Origin of the sequence: Cytophaga sp. FL35, from assembly GCF_014349235.1 — a bacterium.
GTDB lineage: Bacteria > Bacteroidota > Bacteroidia > Flavobacteriales > Flavobacteriaceae > Euzebyella.
This window is the reverse complement of record NZ_JACSOH010000042.1, coordinates 1-21546: the sequence shown is the minus strand read 5'-3', so window position 1 is coordinate 21546 and position 21546 is coordinate 1. Positions and strand designations below refer to the sequence as shown.

The following is a 21546-nucleotide window of genomic DNA, read 5'->3' as shown; positions in this document are numbered from 1 at the left end:
TATGTACTTCAGGGAATTTGCCCTTTATGGTTTCCTTGACCATTTTAATGATCGGTTCCGTGTCCCTGATTTCCTCAATGAGGTCACCCGTCGCCAAGCCATCGTTTTTCTGTTCCGGCATTACGTAAGTGTAACTCTCCGGATTATGAAATAGGTCTCTTCGCGGGAACATTTCGACTTTCTTGAATTCTCTACTTAGAAGTTTGAAATTTCTACCTCCCGTTCTATAATTGACCACTCGGCCATCTTTACCCCTCCCAAAAACCACGGATTGGTTGCGGATGTTTACAAAACTATCTTCCTCGATTTGTCTCAGAGGGTATTTGGCATTGTCCAATATAGCATAGAGGTCGTATCAAATTCGGAAGCAACAAGATCCAAGGTCGTGTCCCCGATGTATTCGTAATGCCATCGAACTCCGTTAGTTCCCGATATTCGTTTTTTTCTTTTTGCGTTGAACAACATGATGCGATCAATGCAATTAAAAGGACTCTTTTCATCAGTTAAATATTATATAAGGACGAACAATGGATCCGGACGTGACAATTTTATTTGGACAACAATCGATTTTACCCGACTATGTGGTGTTGACTACGTTAACATAAAATGGATTTTTTTCTTATTCCATTTCAGCTTTCAGATAACGGTTGCGTATGAAATCATATTATCTATACATCCTTAATGCGCGGAACTAAGTTAAGATAATTTGAAAGTGCCAAATTCAGTGATCCTTGCCGATCTTTTAAATGAAAAAATTAACCGTCTCTCCGCTATCGATTAAAAAAACTTGAAACTGCAAATTTTAAATATTCTGAAAATTCCCATCATTGATTGCAGATATCAGGGATATACCTCGTGAAAGTCAGGTTTAAACAATTTGCTTCGACAGATTTCTTTAATCAAATATAAAGTACTCTATGCCAAGCGGTACAATACGATTTAGGAAACACAAGCTTATGAGGCTAAGATTTTTACGAATAACGTCAACTTCTACTTACATAAACCCTTAAATTTAGCTGTGGAAAGTATGCTCCTAATAGTAGTTATTGTAAACCTTCTTTCAACTCTACCTGCAAAAATTTCAACTCTACCTGCAAAAATATTGTCAAGCCATGAACGAAAAAATTAAGAAGAATTCCTTTTTAACAAACCAGATTCAGGTGTCACTTAAAATAAATGCTAAAAATCGCTCCCTTACGCTAGATTCCAGAACTAGTTTGTTGGACGCCTTGCGAGAACATTTAGAACTCAATGGTACCAAAAAAGGCTGTGACCACGGACAATGCGGTGCCTGTACAGTCATCATGAATGGTAAGCGACAGTTGTCCTGCCTCACTTTGGCAGCAACTTGCGAGGGAGCAAATGTACTCACCATAGAAGGGTTGGCGAAAAAAGATAAAATGCATCCCATGCAGGGGGCTTTCGTAAAGCACGATGGATTCCAATGTGGCTATTGTACGCCTGGTCAGATTTGTTCCGCTGTGGCCTTGCTACAAGAGGCCAAAGACGGTGATGCTAGCTACGTGACAGCGGATGTGAGAAATATTAGCAAAGAGTTGAAGCTTTCGGAAGAAGAGATAAGAGAACGCCTTTCTGGCAATATATGCCGTTGTGGGGCCTACAATAATATCGTACAAGCATTTAAGGAGGTGCACTCTGCTGATGATGAGATGCCAACTTGGAAATTTGCGACCAAAATGCAAATGAAAAGTGCTAAAAGAAAATAACAGCTACCCGATTGCAGGTACCACGACTGCATTTTTAAATGAAAAAATATGAGACCATTTACCTATACAGGAACAACGAACAGGAATGAGGCCCTAAAAGCATTTACAACAACTTCTCACTATCTGTCCGGTGGTACCAATTTGGTGGATTTAATGAAGGAGCACGTAGAGCAACCGGACCAATTGATTCATGTCAAAAATTTGCAATACAACGGCATCAGCAAAAATAAGGATGGTAGTTATACTATAGGTGCGATGCGAAGCAATGCAGATACTGCCAATCACAAAGACATTCGGTTATATTATCCACTTTTATCAATGGCAATGCTTTCTGCAGCAACCGCACAAATAAGGAATATGGCTACCAACGGCGGAAACTTATTGCAACGAACACGGTGTCCCTATTTTTTTGAAACATCCATGCCCTGCAACAAGCGCGAGCCAGAATCTGGTTGTGGTGCGCTAAACGGGGTGAATGATCAACACGCAATCTTCGGATATAGTGATAACTGTATTGCCACCCATCCATCGGACATGTGTGTGGCACTTGCGGCAATTGGAGCAACGGTAGAGGTACAAAAAGTAGATGGAGGTTCTAGAAAAATCGATTTGGAAGATTTTCATCGCTTACCCGGAGATAAGCCAGAAAAAGATTCCAATCTGGAACCAGGGGAACTGATTACACATATTCACTTGGCCAAACCCGAACTATCGAATCACTATGCCTACGTTAAAATTAGGGAACGTTCAAGTTATGCCTTCGCTTTGGTATCAGTTGCGGCAGGTTTTCAAATCGAGGATGAAAAAATTTCAAAAATTGGATTGGCAATGGGTGGCGTCGCCCATAAACCTTGGAAACTCATCGAAGCGGAAGAGTTTCTATTAGGTAAAAAACCAATTGAAAGCAATTTCGGAAAAGCGGCAGAACTTGCTATGAAAGATGCCAAGCCGTTCGAGGGTAATAGATACAAAGTTCCAATGGGAAAGAACGCCATTGTTAGAGCGCTTATGCAAGCGAATAACATAGGAGAGTAATTGCCAATGACACATGTCAAATCATTAGTATGAAAACAAAAAATGCAACGGGCATCGGAAACGCCATAGATAGAGTCGAAGGTCATTTAAAAGTAACAGGAGAAGCAACGTATGCTTCGGAATTTAAAGTTGAAAACAAAGCATATGGCCAAGGCATAAATAGCACGATTGCCAAGGGAGAAATTATCGGTATCGATACCTCGGAAGCGGAAAAATTAAAAGGTGTTCTCAAAATCATAACCTACAAGAATGCTGAGAAATTAAAGACTTTTGATAAAGAACGGCCTGTATTGGCAACGGACAGCATTGCTCCCGTGTTACAAAGCAATAAAGTGCATTACTATGGGGAATACGTAGGATTCGTTGTGGCGGAAACTTTCGAGCAAGCACAATATGCGGCTTCCTTGGTCAAACTCAAATATAAGGAAGATGCTACGGCGCGATTCATATTAGGTCAGAACAAAGATAAAGCGTACAATCCCTCAGAAGAGTCCGATTATGAACGAGGCAATCTTAAGAAAGGATTTTCCGAGGCGGATGCGATAATAGAACAGACCTATAATACTCCTATCGAGCACCAACATCCAATGGAGCTGCATGCCACTATCGCCAGTTGGAACAATGGTAAAGTACTGGTATATGCAAGTCAGCAAATCGTGGAGGATGCAGTCATATCAATTTCAGGAACTTTTCAAATTCCAAAAAAAGATGTGCGAGTTGTGGCCAAGTATGTGGGTGGCGGATTCGGTTCCAAACTGAATGTTGAACGGCACCTAATTATGGCCGTGATGGCATCAAAGATGGTTGGTAGGCCTGTTCAGGCTACGGTAACGCGCTCACAAATGTTCACCAACACAGGTTTGCGCCAATCGAATATACAAGTGGTTAAGCTCGGCGCTAAGAAGACAGGTGAACTTACGGGGTTACTACACGAAACTTTGGCATATACCTCTACTACACAGGAGTTTCAAGAACCTTGCGGTTCCATGTCAAAGATGATGTATAATGTTGCCAATGCTGCCGTCTCCGAGCGGTTGGTTCCTCTTAATTTGCAACAACCTTTTTCTATGCGGGCGCCCGGGGAAGCAACGGGAAGTTTTGCTTTGGAATGCGCCATGGATGAATTGGCGTGGAAACTGAAGATGGATCCAGTACAATTTCGTATCAAAAATGATACACAGGAGGATTTAAGCCAAGAGAAGCCATTCTCCTCCCGATTGCTGATTGAATGCCTGACTATCGGTGCGGATGAATTCGGATGGAACAAACGTCAACAGAAACCAAGGGCGAATAAAAAAGGGAATTGGCTTATTGGATATGGGGTCAGTGCAGCGGCACGGGCGGCACCTTTTAATGAAACCCACGCCAAAGTATTATTGGACTTAACGAATGATACCGTTACCGCCACGCTACAAATGGATGCAACGGATATCGGCACGGGTAGCTACACTATTCTGGCACAAACGTTATCCGAGTGTTTAAACGTTCCTTTGGAACAGGTAGTAGTAGAACTGGGCGATTCTGATTATCCCATAACTCCAGGTTCAGGAGGTTCATGGGGGGCGGCATCCTATTGCAATGGTGCCAAATCTGCCTGTGACTACGCGATCGCGGCGCTTAAAAAGAATCGGAATGTACCCAATGATGAAGACGTCTCAATAGCCGAATTGTTAAAGATGAATCAAATAACTTCATACGAATCGCAAAGCTTGGCAAAACCAGATTCCGAATTTAAAAAGCATTCCATTTTCTCATTTGGGGCTAATTTCACTGAGGTTTGGGTCGATAAGGATACTGGCATATATAAAATCAAAAGGATGGTAAATGTGGGCTCTGCGGGTAAAATATTAAACCCAAAAACGGCTTACGGTCAAGTTATCGGCGGGCTTACTATGGGTGCTGGCATGGTCATCGCCGAGCAGACCAAGGTAGAGCCCAATTTCGGAAATTTCATAACGCGCTCCTTTGCGGATTATCATGTTCCGGTCAACTTGGACATGGCAAACGTTGATGTTATCTTCCTCCCCGAAGAGGATAAGATTGTCAACCAAATGGGCATAAAAGGTATTGGCGAATTAGGTATTACCTCCGTAGCGGCCTCCATTGCCAATGCCATATTCAATGCCACGGGAAAACGTATGCGCGACTTACCGATTACACCGGAGAAATTACTGATGGCTGAAGTCGAGGATGGGGTGACGGTCTAGGTGGTACTGCGATAGTTATCATATAACAACTATTTCTATTGAAAGCTTATGAAAATCTCTTCTCCAAAGAGTTTGATATAAAATGGTCAATGCAGCAACTTCTTAGGACTGCTCTACAAAACCAATAATTACTCTATTAAATCATCTTCATCCAAATACTGCGCCAACCATTTTTGTCGGAATAGCTGTAGCCTTAAAATCTAACATTTCCATTTTTTACAAAATTCCTTAAAAGTCGAGAAGACATCATGAAATAGCTTTTTAAATACCATGGCTAAGATTTTTGCAACTTCAATCATAATTCAAAAATTTTATCAGTGTTTCTATTATTAACAGCGCATAAGCAACAATACTGCTGTGCTTTCCATTGTGTTCTGCCTCCTCCCCATTCGACAAAAACCCTAATTCCAAAAGGGCACTTGGGCGTTGGGTAGTTTCCCGGAGTACTTGAAAATTGGCATATTTAACACCTCTGTTTTTAAAACCTAAATTTTTATAGAAACCAATTGTGAATTGCTCAGCCAAATATTCAGATGGGGCATCGCCCTGCTTTATAAAGACTTCAATACCTTGAGCTGCTTTCCGAACAGCTTGATTGCAATGAATGGAGACAAACACATCGGCTCTTAGGGCCTTGGCAAGTTTGGTTCGATCACCCAAGGAAATAAGCGTATCCGAGTATCGAGTAAGAAATTTCCAATGAATCACTGAACAGTTCTCGGTTAAGCCGAACAACTTCCTTGGCAGTATTTATAACCACGTCCTTTTCCTTTAGTCCTTTAATGCCAATCGCGCCAGTATCAGAACCTCCATGTCCGGGATCTATGATAACAATGGGTTTTTGATTTCTCTCCTGTCCAAACATGGACTGTAAACCAGAAAACAGTATCCAAACCAATACGTAATAAAAATTGTACTTCATTTGCTGAAAATCTTAAGTGCGTGTTACACAATTTTCATCGATTTGAGGGATTGATTTAAAATCCCAGAAATTTTAACGTTCCCGACTGTTAATTTTCAGTCGATTCTCTGTATTCCTTCCTTTTTATTTCAAATTCGTCAACAACAATATTTCAACCGCCCTCTTCGGGCACTTTCCACGAATTATCAATATTCACTCGGTAACATCAAGGTATCGTTAACGAAGAACAAACGAAGTTCATCCAATGGAAAATCCGTAAAAAGATATTCTTGTTTTCCCAGAACATTATTGTTTCCATCACTATAGATAACTTCGGCTTCATATTCCAAATTCATTCTTTCCGTTTCAGAGAGCCTTTTAAAATCTATAGTTACAAATTCACTACAAGTTCTCAGACTTTTGGCCATTATCGAGGCATCGGTAATTAACCAAAAACATTCCGCAACTTCGGAAAGGTATTTGATTCCGTCGGTATATCTAGTTTTAAATAATGGTAGCCTGTAGAACCCTTCTGTTCCTATGAATTGTGAAAGTTGTTCCATTATTTCATCTGCTTTTGCTTTCATTTTACTGAGTTTTTAGTTGTTGTATGAAAGGGCGGAACAAGTTCCGCCCTTTACTCCATTTACTCTTTTCCTTTGTTACCGATTAATAATATTTCGTCGGCTACTACTTCGGTCACATAGCGTTGGTTTCCGTCATCGGTAGTATAAGTTCTAGTCTTCAATTTACCGGTCAATCCAACTTCCTTGCCTTTAGTAATGAATTTTTCCACTACCTCCGCTGTCTTGCCCCATGCCACAATTGTATGCCAATTGGTATCCGTTTGTTTGACCCCATTGGAATCCTTATAATTTTCATTAGTAGCCAATGAAAACCGGGCAACCTTCTTTCCGTTATCCAAATTGGTAATGGTTGGTTCTTGTCCAACATTTCCGATCAACTGTACGTAATTTCTAATGGTACTCATAACTTTTTGATTTTAAAGCCTACTCTATGGGAGGCATAATTAATAATTCCCTTTGGTGTGCACATTGAATTTTAAGGGGTGTTTGTTTGATTTCCTTTGTGCACCGCACTATGGATAAGGTGGGTTCTGTCAAGACTTTTTGTGAACAAATCGGGAGTGTCTGCTACTCACTTGTTCCATTTAAAACTTTAGTGAAGTAGAAACCTTATTTTTCACAAAAAACTCGCCTTGGTCTTGATAGGTTCCACAAGGGCATTAACGATTCCTTTAAATCTGGTGGTAGACCGAGTGTACGGAAAGTTTAACCTGGAAACCATCGGATTTAAATTGGAATCGGTTATGCCATTCCCCGTTTTGCGCAGTTCCGCAAAACGAGAAGGGCCTTATACATTATAGACCCCTTAAAATTTAGAAGGGTACGGTTCGATTTTCAGGGATGAACGGGAAAGGGCACGAAAAGACCTTACCGTTCATCCTGGGAAGAAAATCAGAATCGGGGCCTACCGATGGGTAAAGCGGACTCACCTGTTTTTTGAACGGAATGAAGTGTTCCGAACCGGCGTGGCGGTTCGGCTAAATGGAATGAAGGCTAAAAACAACAGGTGTGTCCAAGACTTTTTAGCGAAGCTCTTTATCCAAAATAGAGAGATAAAGTGCTGAGAAAATGTATGATAATTGAAATAAAATAAACCTGCACATCTCCATTCGTTGCAGGAGGCCTATTTGTTCAATTTACCTTATATCATTCTCTTCAATTAATCGTACTTTCCGTGGATAACGAGTTCTGTATGCCGCAATAATTTTAGCAGTATGGTATGAATGCTTTTTATTGTCAATAAAATTCCTCAGCTCATCAATTGAAGCAATAGATTGAGAATGGTCGAGATAACCGTATCCCTGATATACCCCATGGAGTACTAATACCAAACACTTTTCACCTTCAACACGTCCTTTTTCAAAAATTACGTAATTATCCTTTTCATTAACAATATATTGCAAAGCATTAGCGACTTTATTATTATAAGTTCCTATATCTTCCTTACCTTGACATACTCCATCACAATTCGAAAATTCATCAAGATAACAATTTCCCAATCTACTTTTCAAGCCAGTCTTCAATGGGCACAACCTAAATTTACTCGTTAGTTCGATTAACCGTTTAATTGCATCGCCCCTCTTTAAAAATATCTCATTAGGAGAGTGCATAAATGGCCTTCTTTCGATTTTTAGCTCCATAAGGCCCAATTTGTTCTTTTGGGATATTATATGATAAGTGATATAATCTTTCTTTTGAATATAATTATAGGTGGGATTTAATTTATCGATTAAATCTGCTTCTCTCAATAATGCGATAAGTTCACTCCCGGTTCTTTCAAAATCTATATCACTAGTACTTTCACAAAGTAATCTTTCCTTTTTACTATTGCTGTAAAAATGGCTTAAGACCCTTTTTTTAATATTTTTAGCCTTGCCTACATAGATTACTTTCCCTTCGCTATTTTGAAATTTGTAGATGCCAGGCGTATTTGGCAATTGGCTGAACTTCGAGCCATGAGAGTCTTTGATTGCATTTTTAAGCTTCCCAGTTTTAGAAGTTAACAGATTAGAAATTAGGTCTCCCTTCTCATCTAACAGCACCAATCTTTGAAATAGAACAGAAACCGCTTGCCCGAGACGATCGGAATAGTTTCCTTCCTCATATGGAATGTTTAATACTCTAGTCAAATATGATAAGTCGTAACTCGTCATATTTGGCATTAATTTTTTTGCTAGGCGCTTAGTGCAAAGGTGTACAGCATTAAATGCAAAACCCAAATAATTGAACTCTGATTGTAAAGCATAATGAATGAATGATGCATCATGTGCAACTAAAATATAATCGTCAAGCTCATTTAATAACCTTTGGGCAATATCTAAGAACGAGGGCGCCTGGTGCAATATCGCGTCAGTCAAACCAGTTCTATTGCCGACATAAGAAGGTATTGGCTCTTCTGGATTAACATTAGTATGAAAAATAGGTTCATAATGAGTACCTTGAAGTTTACTCACGGTCAACTGAATTATTCTTTGAGGTTTAGTTTTATATCCGTAGGTAACGAGCGATACGATGGCAAAATTTCTTCTCAGCATATTACTTTAACTAAAATCCATTCCAGAGGACAGATCCAATTTACTGGGTTTCTCGGCATCCCTAATTTTCATGAAATTAGGACCAATAGTTTGTTGGTTTACTAAATCCTCTGGTATAGAAGTTAAAAAATAGCTTTCATTGGCCTGTGATAAATTCTTCAATTGGACCGATTCAGATATTCCGTGAATGGCAGAGATAGATGCTATGTTTCTTGTAATAATAAGTCGATTTTTTGCACGCGTTAGGGCTACATATAATACTCTTCTGTCCTCCTCTATAGCTTCCATGTCATCTAAAGACCTAGCAGATGGAAATGATTTTGGGGATACATTCAATACGATACAAATATCAGCCTCTAAACCTTTTGCCGAGTGGATTGTCGATATTATAACATGATCCCTATCTTCGGAAGTAGCCAACTGCGATTCACTTAACACGGGAGATCCATTTAAATTCTCGGCATTGTCCAATAAACCTTCGCCAATAAATTCTGCCAATGTCGAATAGCTATTTGCCAATAATTTTAAAACCGGAAAATCACCTTTACGCTTTTCAATCCAGTCTTTTCTATATCGAAATGCTAAACCTAACGACATGGCTTCATATGCAATATCCACCATTCTGCCAACCTTGCCCCTTTCCCTTTGAATTTCTTCATATAACCCAGAAATTTTATCGCCATCTTTCCCCGGTATCGCCCTTTTTAAAAGAATAGGTATTTCGGTACTACCTTGGTCCGCAAGAATTATTGCCATAATTCTTGATGCTTTAACTTCACCAATGCCCTCCCAAAAGGTTAGAAATCTTATCCATGCGATTTCATCATATGGGTTATTGACAATCCTTAATAGCGAAACTAAATCCTTAATGTGTGCAGCCTGGAGAAATTTTCGACCACCAAAAGTGATGTAAGGAATTTTTCTTCTTATGAATACAGCTTGCAAGGTTTTAGTATAATATTGAGACCGAGAAAGTATTAGGTGGTCTGAAAATTGACGGTCTTCTTCCGAATAATTCTTCAAAATCTCATTGGCTACCCAATTGGCTTCTTGCCATTCATCACTTACATTTAACAACAAAGGTTTTTCTCCGCTACCTCTAATGGATTTTAATTTCTTTTTATAATCGATAGGGGATTTTTCCAATAGCCAATTAGCAATATCCAAAATTTCTTGTGTTGAGCGGTAATTCTTTTCTAATTTTAAAATTTCAGAATTAGGAACACGTCTATTAAATTCATTTACATTTCTAAAATCAGCTCCCCTGAAAGAATATATGGATTGTGCATCGTCACCCACACAGAAAAGATGACAAATATTAATAAATGGCGTTAGCAATTCCCACTGTAAAGGATTCGTGTCCTGCATCTCATCAACAAGCAAATAATCTAAATCTTGAGCCAATAGGGATTTAGCTTCGGGGTTCGAATTTAGTTGTGTAGAAACCACCAACAATAGATCATCATAATCTAGATAGCGCAACTCCATTTTTTTCTTTTGATAAGCCCTCAGCAGTAATTCTACATCTGTTTTGATTGCTGAGATTTCGTAATCTGTATCTTTATCGTTTTTTCCATTGTAAACTAAATCACGCAAAGATTCTGTCAGGTTTTTTTTAGTATTTCTAGCATACGAGTAAATGTCTATGAGCTGTTGGGGTTTAATTCTAAGTTTGCTATAAGCCTCTTTATAGTTTCCACAAATCATTTTCATAATTCCCAACTGATCATCAGGATCAATGACTGTGAAATTTGCTGCTCCAAATAAGTTGGGGTATTTAATAATCAGTTGATTGCACCAACTATGAAACGTTGCTCCATTTAAGGATTGAGCGCTTGCTTTAGGCAAATTAGATTTTACCCGCTCAACTATTTCATTAGCGGCTTTTTTAGTAAAGGTCAATATTTGAATTTTTGAAGGCTGTGCACCCTTTTCAACTAAATAAGCAGCTCTTCCAATTATCGTTCTTGTTTTCCCAGTACCGGCACCGGCAAGTACCAGGAGATGCTGCCCTTTAAATTCAACAGCTTTCAACTGCTGCTCGTTTAGTGATTCTCTATAGCTCATAGAAATATTAAATATTTAAACCAATCATTAATACCTTCGTTGACTATAATAAATCTTTTGAAGATGGCGATAATTTACTATAGTGAAATTATACGCTGTGATGATGAATAGATTAATTTTACCAATTTCCTTATTGGTGATAAAGACTTATAAAATTAGGGATTACCAATGCATTCCTTGGTCACTTTTCAATCAAAACTTTGATAAAAAATTATCAGAATTATAATTACAACTTACATGATGGAATTATTGCAAATTAATTTACCGACACCCTATAGGATAGTACTAAGTACTATGGGTATTTACTTCACTGTCATTCTATTTACTAGAATAGCCGGAAAACGTAGTTTTTCGAAAATGTCCAGCTTTGATTTTTCAATGACAGTTGCTATTGGTTCGGTCATTGCATCGACAATCCTCTCTCCTTCAATATCTTTAGTAAGTGGTATAATTGGATTGGCAAGTATTTATATATTGCAAATACTTGTTGCAATCGGCCGAAGATATAAATTGTTAAAGCAAGCGGTAGATAACTCACCTTTACTTCTTATGGACGGACGAAAAATTATAAAGGACAACTTAAAAAAGGCTAGGGTAACCGAAAGTGATTTACGCTCAAAATTAAGAGAGGCAAACGTCGCTTCATTAGACGAGGTACTTGCTGTAATTTTCGAAACCACGGGCGATATAAGTGTATTGCATAAGATTGATGGAGATATAAAACTAGACCCGTGGTTGCTAACCGATGTGCAAAAATCTTAATACACCACTGCTTAGTTGTTTCCTATCAGCATGAACTATCTTTTTCAAAGGGTAGTTGTATGAAAATGATTTTAAGGCAACGCGCATAATATTCCTCATTTATGATAAAGTCGAAGTTACTCATCGAACCTTTATCAATTATGTTCACATGTGATAAAACATTTTTTCAAAAAGGGCTTATTTGAGCTAAAAAAACCCCAGTAGTTTACCATTGCTGGGGTTTTTCTAAATTTGGTATTATACAGGAATTTTTTGCGCTACTTGCATTCGCTTCCAATTTCGATGCCTTGATATAGCATCTATAAATAACTCCGGTTTTTCATTAATTAGAATAGCTTCATCTTCCTTATATTCTTTTATACTAGAGGTCTCTAATAAATGTTCACCCTCTCCATCTGCAGCGATGGATTTACAATGAGAAAATGCTTCATTGATAAATTTGAGAAATTTCGATTCTTCTTTTAATACATTGACGGATTTCTTACCGCCCGGAATATAAATCGCATCGAAAAGAACACTCTCCGTAGTCATGATCGCTGCATCGACCTTGTGATCCATTCCTTCATCACATTTCACCATTCCTCCATGCGGGGCAATTATTTTCACAACAGCCTTTTCATTTTCTAAAGCTTTCCGCATGGCCTGAAAAGATTGCATATGGAATCCGTCAGCAACTAAAAATGCAATTTGCCTAGTAGCAATAGTATCAAATTTAGTGTTGGCTTGACTCAAAACAGGAGATTTCTCAAGATATATTTTTTTACTTCCAGGCTGATGGTCCTCAACAACCGCATCCGCCCCAATTGATTGATTCAAGGGTCTATCAATATCTTCAGGTATTTCCATTCCTAAATTATCCGCTACCCTTTTAGCTAAATTGGAATCAATTTGGCCAATTATAAATAGCATACGACTTTTAATCTCTTCGTGGTTACATTTACCCAATTCAAATGAATATGCAGATATAACATGTTCTTTTTCCCAATCGGCCAAACTTCGGTAGAATAATGCTGGTTGTGAAAAATGGTCACTAAAACTTTCGCTTCTGCCCCTGATTTTCTTGGCGTCGATTCGTTCTTGGTAAGATTCGAACGCTCCATCAGCGACTTTACTCAAATAGGGGCAACCTCCACCCAAAGCATTTGGAAAATACGCAGTTTGCCCTTTAGGAATTTCCATTTGCATATGGCCATCACGTTGATTTACATACGACTCAGCAACTGGCCTATTGATAGGAATTTGGTGAAAATTAGGGCTTCCTAATCTGGATAATTGAGTATCTCTATAAGAAAAGAGCCTACCTTGAAGAAGTGGGTCGTTCGTAAAGTCAATTCCAGGAACAATATTACCAGGCAAAAATGCGACTTGCTCAGTTTCGGCAAAGAAGTTTTCTGGATTTTTGTTGAGTACCATGCGCCCAATAATTTCAACAGGCACCATTTCCTCGGGTATAAGTTTGGTAGGGTCTAATAAATCAAAGTCAAATTTGTGCTCATCTTCTTCAGCAACAACTTGGATGCCTAATTGCCATTCGGGGAAATTGCCCGAATCAATTGCATCCCATAAATCTCTTCTATGAAAATCACTATCCGCCCCACTGATTTTCACAGCTTCGTCCCAAGTTACAGAGTGAACTCCCAGTTTCGGTTTCCAATGAAATTTGACAAAATGAGATTTTCCTTCCTCATTTATTAATCGAAAGGTATGTATGCCAAAACCCTCCATCATTCTGTAACTTCGAGGAATCCCTCTATCGCTCATGACCCAAATATGATTGTGTAATGTTTCGGTTGCTTTGGAAACAAAATCATAAAATGTATCATGTGCCGAGGCTGCTTGAGGAATTTCATTGTTCGGTTCAGGTTTCACCGAGTGAATTAGATCGGGGAATTTCATCGCATCTTGAATAAAGAAAATGGGCATATTATTACCTACTAAATCCCATGTCCCCTCTTTTGTATAAAATTTTACTGCAAACCCCCGAACATCTCTCGCCAAATCGGTTGACCCTTTTGACCCAGCCACTGTCGAAAATCTGACAAATACTGGAGTTTTTCTAGAGGTATCGGTAAAAATTCCAGCCTTTGAATATTTTTTGATATTTTTTGTTAACTCAAAATATCCATGTGCCGCGCTTCCTCGGGCATGTACTATTCTTTCTGGAATTCTCTCGTGATCAAAACTTGTAATTTTCTCTCGAAGTAGAAAATCTTCTAAAAGTGTTGACCCTCTCACGCCAGCTTTTAAGGAGTTATTGGTATCATTTACTTTCAAACCCTGCCTTGTAGTGAGAGGTTTATTCGCATAGTCAATAGTATATTCTTCAAGTTGACGTGATTTATCGGATTCTGATGACTTTTCATTATTCTTTTCGGCCATGATAATTGATTTTAGATTGTTGTTAACTACTTATAAAATGGTTATTCGCTTTTAGAATTGATATTCCTCCATTTATTTTAAATCTATGTAACAATGTTAATAATAGCAGTTCCCCCTAATGCATTACGACGAAGTGACTCGACAGAAGTTTGTATGGATGCTACCAATGACTTGAAGGAATCGGGCTTTTTTAAATACCTATTTGCTCCGATTGAAAATAATTTAGCTATGCGATCAATATCAAATTCAGTGGAATAAATTACAATAGGTACATTGTCAAATTTGCTATTCTTACGAAGAGCCTCTAAACATTCCTCGCCATCCATTCCTGGCATATACAAGTCTAAAAAAATCATGTCAGGTTTACTGTGTTCGGATGAAATAGCACTCATCAACTCCAACCCACTCTTATAAATCTTTAATTCAGCAGAGCACTTTGATTCTAAGAAGGCTTCTTTAAAAAGTTGTTGATCATCTTTATCGTCATCCACTAAAAATATCCTAGACTTTTTCATTTTCATCTAAATTTCATTTATAATTAATTCAGTTAGGAGATGTAATCTGAAAGAAAGGATAGAGTCCTTTGCCATTTCTTGTGGAAACGAAATTCTTAGATTTTGAGTTAGAAATTTGTTGCCAAAAATTTTTAAGTTAACTCAAAACGATATAAGAATATACCTACTTAAAAGTATTACATATCATCATCGAATAATTAGCTATCTAGGTAACTTGCCAACTACTAAAAATTTTACAGCTTGTCTATACGGGTTTTAGAGGTGACAAATCTATATATTGAAGTCGAATTTCCCCCACATGTTCGTCGTACACAACATCATTGTGTAATTTTTCCCAAGAAATCACCTCATTGAAGTTTTCATTGAATTGTGCTAAAAGCTTTTCCGATAACAAAATATATTCGTTCTTGGCAATATCATTCTTGAGTAGCTTATGCGCAGTTATTACATCCTCTCCTATGAGTTTTATATGCTTACCAACTTTCACGTGAGCAATCTCCTCCCCAAAGTGAAGTATAATTTTAAGCCCTAAGATCTTTGGAATATCCTTGGCCCTAGCAGAATCTTCCTTTTTGATGAGCTCATCAATATGGAAATAAAAATCTGTATAGAATTTTTTACATTGATTTATAAGATCATCGAAGGAAGGAAGTTTCCCCTGTTTGTAGAATAAGACCGCGTCTCCCTCAATTTCAGAAATTTTAAGTCCAATATTATTTGAATATATAATATTATTTAGGAGGGAAGGTATCACTTTTGACCCTAGGTCAAAATCAACTTTGGACATAAATTCTGTGAACCCACTAATATCAGGGATACATAATAAGGTAGGTTTAGGATTCATATTATGAATAAATATTTGAGCGCAATAAGCTATGTTATCAAGCTTTGGCCAATAACGCCATTATTTTTTTTCAGGTTCGATGTCTTCTTTAAATTCATCTGTCATTTGAAATTCTGATTGATAGGTGAAAATATTGGTAGACAAATTAATTAAATGTGATTGCGTTTCATAGAAGTGCATCATGTAACCCGCCGTATTCACAAAAATTACAACATCTCCTTGAGAGGGCAAACCTGGGAACTTTAAAGCCCGTTTTAAGAGTACGTCCTGTTCTAAGCAATAGGCTCCAGTAAAGTATAATTGAACTTCCTCCCTTTCTTTTGGAAGGTTTTTATAAACAAGAAAGGGATCCACCAAATAGTCAGCGCTGGAACTTTTGAGATGGCTCATATTCATCTCAAGACCCACCAACCAATTATCATTAGCATCGATTTTTCTGTGAATGACCTTGGCCATGGTTATTCCCACTTGATTTAATAGAGACCGGCCAGGTTCAATTCTAACTTCTAAATTCAATTCCTTTAAAATATCCGCAACCGATTTCCCTTCAGAATTTTTATATTGAAGAACATTCTCCAAGAATTCGGGCCCGTTTACACTATTATAATATGGGTATGTGCGTAAATTACCCCTAATAGTCTTGGCCTCTTCATCTAGGTGAAATCCCAAACCATCATTCCTAAAAGTTATTTCTTTTTGATTACCATACAAGGAAGATCTTAAATTGTACTGGAAGGCGTTCCATTCATTTTCGGACTCCAGATAATTCATTAAAATTCCCCCTCCAATATCCATGAATTCTATCACGTTTCCTTGTTGACGGAATTCCTTTATTATCTGTAGGGTCTGTTGAGCTGCCTCCCCGCGCTGTCGGATACTATATCCATCTAAGTGAAAATGAATTCCACGAAGCATCAAATTGGGAAAGTCATTGTTCGAGAACCACATTTTAAGGCTAAATATATCTCTCTCGATATCGAAGCCAAAACGGCTGTAGAGTTTCTCCCCGCCCACTTTAAAACCGCTTAATCGAATAGCCACGTTACATTTTTGATTTAATTCACCAGCTATTTGATTGGCCATTTGCAATTCATCTAAATTATCAATAACCATGACTACCTGATTAGTTATAGCCAACTGCATCAATTTTCTATTTTTAACGGCAGCCGTTAATACCAATTTGTCAGGATTTCCTCCTAAGAGCAGTGATTGATTTAATTCTGTATAACTAGCCGTGTCTACGCCAATGCCGAACTCCAAAGCCTCTTTTACTAATCTGGTACATTTATTGGCCTTTCTTGCGAAATAAATTTGACCTTTCAGTTCCAACCTATTGAAAACATCTTGAAAGTCCTTTATATTATCTCTGAAAGATGGGAGATGGTGTACATTTATAGGAGAGTCATATTTCTCGAATAATGATTCGAGGACTTCTGAACTCCCCATAATATTATTCATCCATTCACTCATTTTTGGAGTTAAAGGTGTATCGCTCTTTGCCTTACAAACATTTTTTATTTCTGATATATTTTCAATCATAACTTATTTGAAAAATTCATTTCTTCTTGACTCGCATTTTCTAGAACAAGAGTTGCCCAAATGGAAGCGAAATTATTTCGCTTTCTTGACAATGTATCATTATCGTACACTACTCCTTCAGTAGGAGTGCCATAGATGGATATATTTTTGAGCGACTCACCGTCAGCGGATATAGCCTTACCCTGCCTATCAATTTCAGGACAACCTACATCATAGCTCTTATCATTATGATTCACATAGCTACGTAAAATACCATGCTGTCTCATGTTGGTAAATAAGGGACCCCAGTCCCGGGTAGATTGAGCTGTTGGGATTCGTGCATCAATTAAAACATTAAGATGGCCCCTATTTCTTCCATCTAGCGATAGAATCTCCCAATTTTTATCTTTTTTAACGACCGTAGGGTCGATACAATAACTGAAGTCAATAATGCCCGATTGAACCAGGGATAAAACTTTTTCCATATTCGCCAAAGGAGGTCCATAGGATATCCGGTTCAATTTTGATCGATATTTTTTGTCAAACACAAAATGTGAATCTCCCGATAGACCGGAAAAACTGAATACCCGATTGAAAATTTCACTCAAATCCCCCCATGTAAGGGCAGCCGCCATAAATCCGCTACTGTGAGATCCTTTTTTACACTCTTGTACTATATAGTTTAAATAATCGACAGGATTCAGTTTGCTTTTTTCCTTTACAAAGGCCCTTGTCTTAAAAAGGTCTCCAAACACAAATTTGTATTCGTTAGGATAGCGTTGATGAAATGCTTTAATGAGAAATTCCATTTTCTCCAAATCATTATTTACCTCAAAATCGAAACTGTATTTTTTTGTAATTACACTATAATATCTATATCGGGTCTCCGCCACATATAATGGTAGAATATGTCTAATGAAGTGAATATAATTTTCGGATAGAGAAGCCTTAAAAATATTCTCTAGGGTGAAAAATTTGGGCGTGTATCGTATTTTATTTTCAATGCCAGTTCTAGGAACCATTAACATACCACTTCTAGAGAAGGGGAATATTTTGCTTGGTTCCTTTCCTGAGGGATAGTATTTATAGTTACCATTGGCTAACAATTCAAATCTCCCGCCTCTACCTTCCGTCAGGCCCAAGACAGCGTCAATGAATGTGAGACCCATTCCTTTTATTCCCACATGACTCCTTTCACTAATTGCTGCTAAATTTTCTTCAACAGGATATACAAATGGAATAAATGTTCCATTACAGGATATATCATTTCTTTTTCCACTCTTGAAGCTTGAGTGCCCGGTAGTTAGTAAAACCTCATTAACGAAAATTTTATGAGAACTACCATTTTCATTTAAATATATACCTACGCCATTCTCATAGTTAACAATATCACGAACCTCGTTGTGATAAATATTAATTTTTGCATTGTCCGGTTTGTTCCTCAACAAAAGATTGAAACAATGAACCAAATAATCTCCAACTGTTTTTCTGGAAGAATAACCATTTTCAAGTTTATAGATATCAATACCTTCCTTTCGCGATAACCACTCCACGAAACTTACTGCTTCAGAAGTAGTTGATTTAGGCACTTCATCCACCCATGCATTTATTTTCCGATTTGGATAATTCATTAAGAGATAGTCTGGCTGATTCGGCTGATATATAAAGCCAGCTCCTGGAAACCCTGATTTTTCATAAATATTAATTTCGAATGATATATCCCGACTATTGTATTTTATCTGAGACAACAAACGTTCCAGAGCATATAACCCTTTTGGTCCCAATCCGACTATAGCAATCTTATATGGTGTTATAGGCGCCATCTAACATATTTTGGTTCAGTATAAGATTGTCATCACTTGTTTTTTGATTGATACCTTCCAGCACCCAATGATCATTGTAAATAGTGTCTAAATACCTCTCACCACTATCTGGTAATAAAAGAACTGATGTAGCGTTCTTGGGTATTTTGTATCTGATTTTATTAAAAGCAGTGATGATACCTCCGGAAGAACCGCCAGAGAGAATTGCCTCTTTGTCCAATAAATCTCTACAACCAGTTACACATTCCAAATCAGACACATGAACAACTTCATGCACTTTCCGAACATCTAAAAATTTGGACGGAACCCCTGCGCCATGTCCCGGAATTCTCCTATTGCCAGATACGCCGCCGAAAAGAACACTCCCCTTTGCATCAACGGCTATTAACTTTGTTGACAATTCGTTCTCTTGTATATAATCTGCACAGCCCATTAGCGATCCACAAGTGCTGGTGGCAACAAATAAATAATCTGGTTGACTCTTCAATGATTCAACAATTTCATCCATGACATTCCAATAGGTTTTGGGATTGTTAGGATTTGCATACTGATTGGTCCAAACACTTCCTGGATACAAATTCAATAACTCACGAACCTTTTGTAAACGCGCGGCCAAAAAGCCACCATTAGGTAAAGGCTCTGTCACTCGGACAACTTCAGCCCCGTAAGCTGCCAATAATTTGTAATTTTGAGCATTTAGATTAACGTCAACTACAACTATCAGTTTTAAATCATAGAACCGACATGCCTGTGCTAAGCCCACGGCCATGTTTCCCGAACTAGACTCTATAAGTGTCCCCCCTTTTCTAACAGTACCATTTCTAATTAATTCCGAAACTATACGTTGAGCAGTACGGTCCTTCATGCTCCCTGCAGGATTCGCACTTTCTAGTTTGGCATATACATTATTCTCCTTAAAATAACGCCCCAATCTTACTAGTGGGGTATTTCCTATAGTATCCATGATATGCAATGCAACATTTCTCATAATTGTAACTTTAGCCGTGATTAATTGAGCTTAAATTCAGAAACCTAAGTATTATAAAGTAATCCACATACTTTAAACCACTGCAAATTCAGGATAATTAAGATGCTCTATGCTGCTCGATTCATTTAGATTTTAGCTTGATTAAAGTGTGTCAAAAATTCTTCTATAAGAACACATGGAAAGAACTGAAACAAAAAATTTAATTGTGTTGATTTCAAGATAATTAATAGTCTAAACCTATGGGTAACGAGTATAACTTGAAGACTGTAGAGGGGATAGGACTTTTTGTTTATAAACTTATACTTGTTCCTATATCAAGAGATTTTCTTAGTATTCCTTTTTTTAAAAATTCTCTCGTTCCAATACATTAAAATTCTAACGATGTCAGCCTTAACTTTTTCAACATCAATTTGGTTGTCAATTTTCCCCAATATAAAAATGTAAGATATGTAAAGGAAAATAACATATATAAATAGTATTGCCGACATACCTACCGCAAAAGTTCCCATGTTATTCATATAAATTATTTGCTATCCAATACCTATCGCCTTTAACATAATTTACCGCATATATTTGATGAACTTAGGGTTGTATTAAGTTCTTCTCGCATAAAGAAGTTTGTTAAAATATAAATAATAGGACATGGTCAACATTAAATTAATAGTCAAATACAAACCTAGATTATGTGATGGACACGTATTAATTCGGTTGCTAAGAACATGACAACCAATCTTATATATTTTGATAAATTAAAGATGATACGCTACATCGATCCGAACTTCGATAATCGTTAATAAACTAAGCCTAGATTATATAAAACCATTGGTATTTCAGCTACGAATTAACTGATGGCAAATTTGATTTCGACTACAGGGTTTAGCGAGGATATGGTATTAATCATCAACGAGTAAATCATATAATTCCGTTAACAAGTTCCACTCCAAATTCATTAACCTATTTAGCCGATAAATTGCCAATGCATCATTGCCACAACCATATATGCTTAAATTAAGGTTATTAGAAAATTAATTAATGTGGGAGTATTTAAATACCCCCACATTATAGTTCTTTATTGCCCCCTCATGATAATTGAATTATCCTAGGAGGTTTTTGCCTCGCTTCTTCTTTTTTAGGTAAGAGGATTTCAAGAATACCATTCTGATATGATGCACCAATCCTGCTGCAATCCACAGTCTCTGGTAATCTAAAGGTTCGTTTAAAATTGGTATATCCGAACTCCCTTCTAGCGTATGTACTTCCTCCCGCTTGCTCGTCGACTTCACTTTTAGAAAATATGGAGAGTAATAGGTTGTCAAGTTCGATTTGGAAATCGGACTTTTGCATTCCAGGCACGGCCATTTCTAAAATAAAGGCATCAGATGTTTCTTTAATGTTTACTCTGGGCAAGGTAATTCCGTTATTATACCCTGTAGGTAATACACCGGATAATTCGGATTTTAAGACATTGTCAATCCAATTCGACCAATTGGCTAATCCTAAATCGGAAGTTGCTAAACTTCCATTTTTCGGAACAGTTAATACATTGTTCATTTTAAAAAAAATTTAAGTTCAACATTATTTTGTCATTAGTATATGCCCCTTGGGACATTTTATAAGAAAACAAATGAAATGCCAATTTTAAAATGCACAGTGTTGAAA

General features: G+C 37.5%; 18 protein-coding genes. 4 read left to right on the top strand and 14 right to left on the bottom strand.

Annotated elements, in window-relative coordinates:
• On the bottom strand, window positions 1-337 hold a 337-nt coding region (locus BIZ36_RS19825), incomplete at its 3' end, for a hypothetical protein (RefSeq protein WP_222937486.1).
• Window positions 338-1112: 775 nt separating this feature from the next.
• On the opposite strand from BIZ36_RS19825, the gene BIZ36_RS19820 reads away from it, so the two are divergent.
• The 3 genes from BIZ36_RS19820 to BIZ36_RS19810 are packed head-to-tail and all read left to right on the top strand — an operon-like array spanning window position 1113 to window position 4969.
• Window positions 1113-1727 carry a 2Fe-2S iron-sulfur cluster-binding protein gene (locus tag BIZ36_RS19820; RefSeq protein ID WP_121848515.1) on the top strand — a complete coding sequence of 205 codons (615 nt, stop codon included), beginning with the start codon at window positions 1113-1115 and terminating at the stop codon, window positions 1725-1727.
• A gap of 48 nt (window positions 1728-1775) precedes the next feature.
• Window positions 1776-2762 carry an FAD binding domain-containing protein gene (locus BIZ36_RS19815; RefSeq protein ID WP_187459608.1) on the top strand — a complete coding sequence of 329 codons (987 nt, stop codon included), beginning with the start codon at window positions 1776-1778 and terminating at the stop codon, window positions 2760-2762.
• A gap of 29 nt (window positions 2763-2791) precedes the next feature.
• The gene (locus BIZ36_RS19810) at window positions 2792-4969 is read left to right on the top strand and encodes a xanthine dehydrogenase family protein molybdopterin-binding subunit (protein ID WP_187459607.1); all 2178 of its coding nucleotides are present in this window, start codon (window positions 2792-2794) and stop codon (window positions 4967-4969) included.
• 291 nt (window positions 4970-5260) lie between these two features.
• On the opposite strand, the gene BIZ36_RS20970 is transcribed toward BIZ36_RS19810, so the two are convergent.
• The 6 genes from BIZ36_RS20970 to BIZ36_RS19785 all read right to left on the bottom strand — a co-directional run bounded on the left by BIZ36_RS20970 (window position 5261) and on the right by BIZ36_RS19785 (window position 11058).
• On the bottom strand, window positions 5261-5629 hold the full coding sequence (locus BIZ36_RS20970) for an N-acetylmuramoyl-L-alanine amidase family protein (RefSeq protein WP_222937485.1): 369 nt from the start codon (window positions 5627-5629) through the stop codon (window positions 5261-5263).
• Window positions 5622-5891: an N-acetylmuramoyl-L-alanine amidase family protein gene (locus tag BIZ36_RS20965; RefSeq protein ID WP_222937484.1), complete on the bottom strand. Its 270-nt coding sequence runs from the start codon at window positions 5889-5891 to the stop codon at window positions 5622-5624. Before BIZ36_RS20965 ends, BIZ36_RS20970 begins: the two co-directional genes overlap by 8 nt.
• 185 nt (window positions 5892-6076) lie before the next feature.
• Entirely contained in the window at window positions 6077-6457 is a 381-nt protein-coding gene (locus BIZ36_RS19800) for a DUF6876 family protein (protein WP_187459606.1), read from the bottom strand.
• Between the two features lie 59 nt (window positions 6458-6516).
• A complete protein-coding gene (locus BIZ36_RS19795; protein WP_121848476.1) occupies window positions 6517-6861 on the bottom strand; it encodes a single-stranded DNA-binding protein in 345 nt (114 codons plus the stop codon).
• A gap of 732 nt (window positions 6862-7593) precedes the next feature.
• Complete coding sequence (locus tag BIZ36_RS19790; RefSeq protein ID WP_187459605.1) at window positions 7594-8991, bottom strand: exonuclease domain-containing protein; 1398 nt, start codon at window positions 8989-8991, stop codon at window positions 7594-7596.
• A 6-nt stretch (window positions 8992-8997) separates the two neighbouring features.
• The gene (locus BIZ36_RS19785; RefSeq protein ID WP_187459604.1) at window positions 8998-11058 is read right to left on the bottom strand and encodes an ATP-dependent helicase; all 2061 of its coding nucleotides are present in this window, start codon (window positions 11056-11058) and stop codon (window positions 8998-9000) included.
• Window positions 11059-11295: 237 nt separating this feature from the next.
• Here BIZ36_RS19785 and BIZ36_RS19780 point away from each other — a divergent pair, with 237 nt between their 5' ends.
• Complete coding sequence (locus tag BIZ36_RS19780; protein ID WP_187459603.1) at window positions 11296-11820, top strand: DUF421 domain-containing protein; 525 nt, start codon at window positions 11296-11298, stop codon at window positions 11818-11820.
• Window positions 11821-12057: 237 nt separating this feature from the next.
• On the opposite strand, the gene BIZ36_RS19775 is transcribed toward BIZ36_RS19780, so the two are convergent.
• The 7 genes from BIZ36_RS19775 to BIZ36_RS19745 all read right to left on the bottom strand — a co-directional run bounded on the left by BIZ36_RS19775 (window position 12058) and on the right by BIZ36_RS19745 (window position 21438).
• Window positions 12058-14199 (bottom strand): catalase, encoded by a 2142-nt coding sequence (locus tag BIZ36_RS19775; RefSeq protein WP_187459602.1) that lies wholly within the window; start codon window positions 14197-14199, stop codon window positions 12058-12060.
• An 83-nt stretch (window positions 14200-14282) separates the two neighbouring features.
• Entirely contained in the window at window positions 14283-14720 is a 438-nt protein-coding gene (locus BIZ36_RS19770; RefSeq protein WP_187459601.1) for a response regulator, read from the bottom strand.
• A gap of 238 nt (window positions 14721-14958) precedes the next feature.
• Complete coding sequence (locus BIZ36_RS19765) at window positions 14959-15558, bottom strand: DUF2652 domain-containing protein (RefSeq protein WP_187459600.1); 600 nt, start codon at window positions 15556-15558, stop codon at window positions 14959-14961.
• Between the two features lie 60 nt (window positions 15559-15618).
• Window positions 15619-17097 (bottom strand): type III PLP-dependent enzyme domain-containing protein, encoded by a 1479-nt coding sequence (locus BIZ36_RS19760; protein ID WP_187459599.1) that lies wholly within the window; start codon window positions 17095-17097, stop codon window positions 15619-15621.
• On the bottom strand, window positions 17094-18899 hold the full coding sequence (locus tag BIZ36_RS19755; RefSeq protein WP_187459598.1) for an FAD/NAD(P)-binding protein: 1806 nt from the start codon (window positions 18897-18899) through the stop codon (window positions 17094-17096). The genes BIZ36_RS19760 and BIZ36_RS19755 overlap by 4 nt, the downstream gene beginning before the upstream one ends.
• Window positions 18877-19887, bottom strand: a complete 1011-nt coding sequence (sbnA, locus tag BIZ36_RS19750; protein ID WP_121848468.1) for a 2,3-diaminopropionate biosynthesis protein SbnA — start codon at window positions 19885-19887, stop codon at window positions 18877-18879. The genes BIZ36_RS19755 and sbnA overlap by 23 nt, the downstream gene beginning before the upstream one ends.
• Before the next feature lie 1080 nt (window positions 19888-20967).
• Window positions 20968-21438, bottom strand: coding sequence for an Hsp20/alpha crystallin family protein (locus BIZ36_RS19745; protein WP_187459597.1), 471 nt, complete (start codon window positions 21436-21438; stop codon window positions 20968-20970).
• Between the last annotated feature and the right edge of the window lie 108 nt (window positions 21439-21546).

Coding starts and splice junctions, on each gene's coding strand:
- BIZ36_RS19810 (WP_187459607.1), top strand. CDS start 2,792: ATGAAAACAAAAAATGCAACGGGCATCGGAAACGCCATAGATAGAGTC.
- BIZ36_RS19800 (WP_187459606.1), bottom strand. CDS start 6,457: ATGAAAGCAAAAGCAGATGAAATAATGGAACAACTTTCACAATTCATA.
- BIZ36_RS19775 (WP_187459602.1), bottom strand. CDS start 14,199: ATGGCCGAAAAGAATAATGAAAAGTCATCAGAATCCGATAAATCACGT.
- BIZ36_RS19745 (WP_187459597.1), bottom strand. CDS start 21,438: ATGAACAATGTATTAACTGTTCCGAAAAATGGAAGTTTAGCAACTTCC.
- BIZ36_RS19770 (WP_187459601.1), bottom strand. CDS start 14,720: ATGAAAATGAAAAAGTCTAGGATATTTTTAGTGGATGACGATAAAGAT.
- BIZ36_RS19790 (WP_187459605.1), bottom strand. CDS start 8,991: ATGCTGAGAAGAAATTTTGCCATCGTATCGCTCGTTACCTACGGATAT.
- BIZ36_RS19755 (WP_187459598.1), bottom strand. CDS start 18,899: ATGGCGCCTATAACACCATATAAGATTGCTATAGTCGGATTGGGACCA.
- BIZ36_RS20965 (WP_222937484.1), bottom strand. CDS start 5,891: ATGAAGTACAATTTTTATTACGTATTGGTTTGGATACTGTTTTCTGGT.
- BIZ36_RS19815 (WP_187459608.1), top strand. CDS start 1,776: ATGAGACCATTTACCTATACAGGAACAACGAACAGGAATGAGGCCCTA.
- BIZ36_RS19820 (WP_121848515.1), top strand. CDS start 1,113: ATGAACGAAAAAATTAAGAAGAATTCCTTTTTAACAAACCAGATTCAG.
- BIZ36_RS19780 (WP_187459603.1), top strand. CDS start 11,296: ATGATGGAATTATTGCAAATTAATTTACCGACACCCTATAGGATAGTA.
- BIZ36_RS19785 (WP_187459604.1), bottom strand. CDS start 11,058: ATGAGCTATAGAGAATCACTAAACGAGCAGCAGTTGAAAGCTGTTGAA.
- BIZ36_RS19795 (WP_121848476.1), bottom strand. CDS start 6,861: ATGAGTACCATTAGAAATTACGTACAGTTGATCGGAAATGTTGGACAA.
- BIZ36_RS19760 (WP_187459599.1), bottom strand. CDS start 17,097: ATGATTGAAAATATATCAGAAATAAAAAATGTTTGTAAGGCAAAGAGC.
- sbnA (WP_121848468.1), bottom strand. CDS start 19,887: ATGAGAAATGTTGCATTGCATATCATGGATACTATAGGAAATACCCCA.
- BIZ36_RS19765 (WP_187459600.1), bottom strand. CDS start 15,558: ATGAATCCTAAACCTACCTTATTATGTATCCCTGATATTAGTGGGTTC.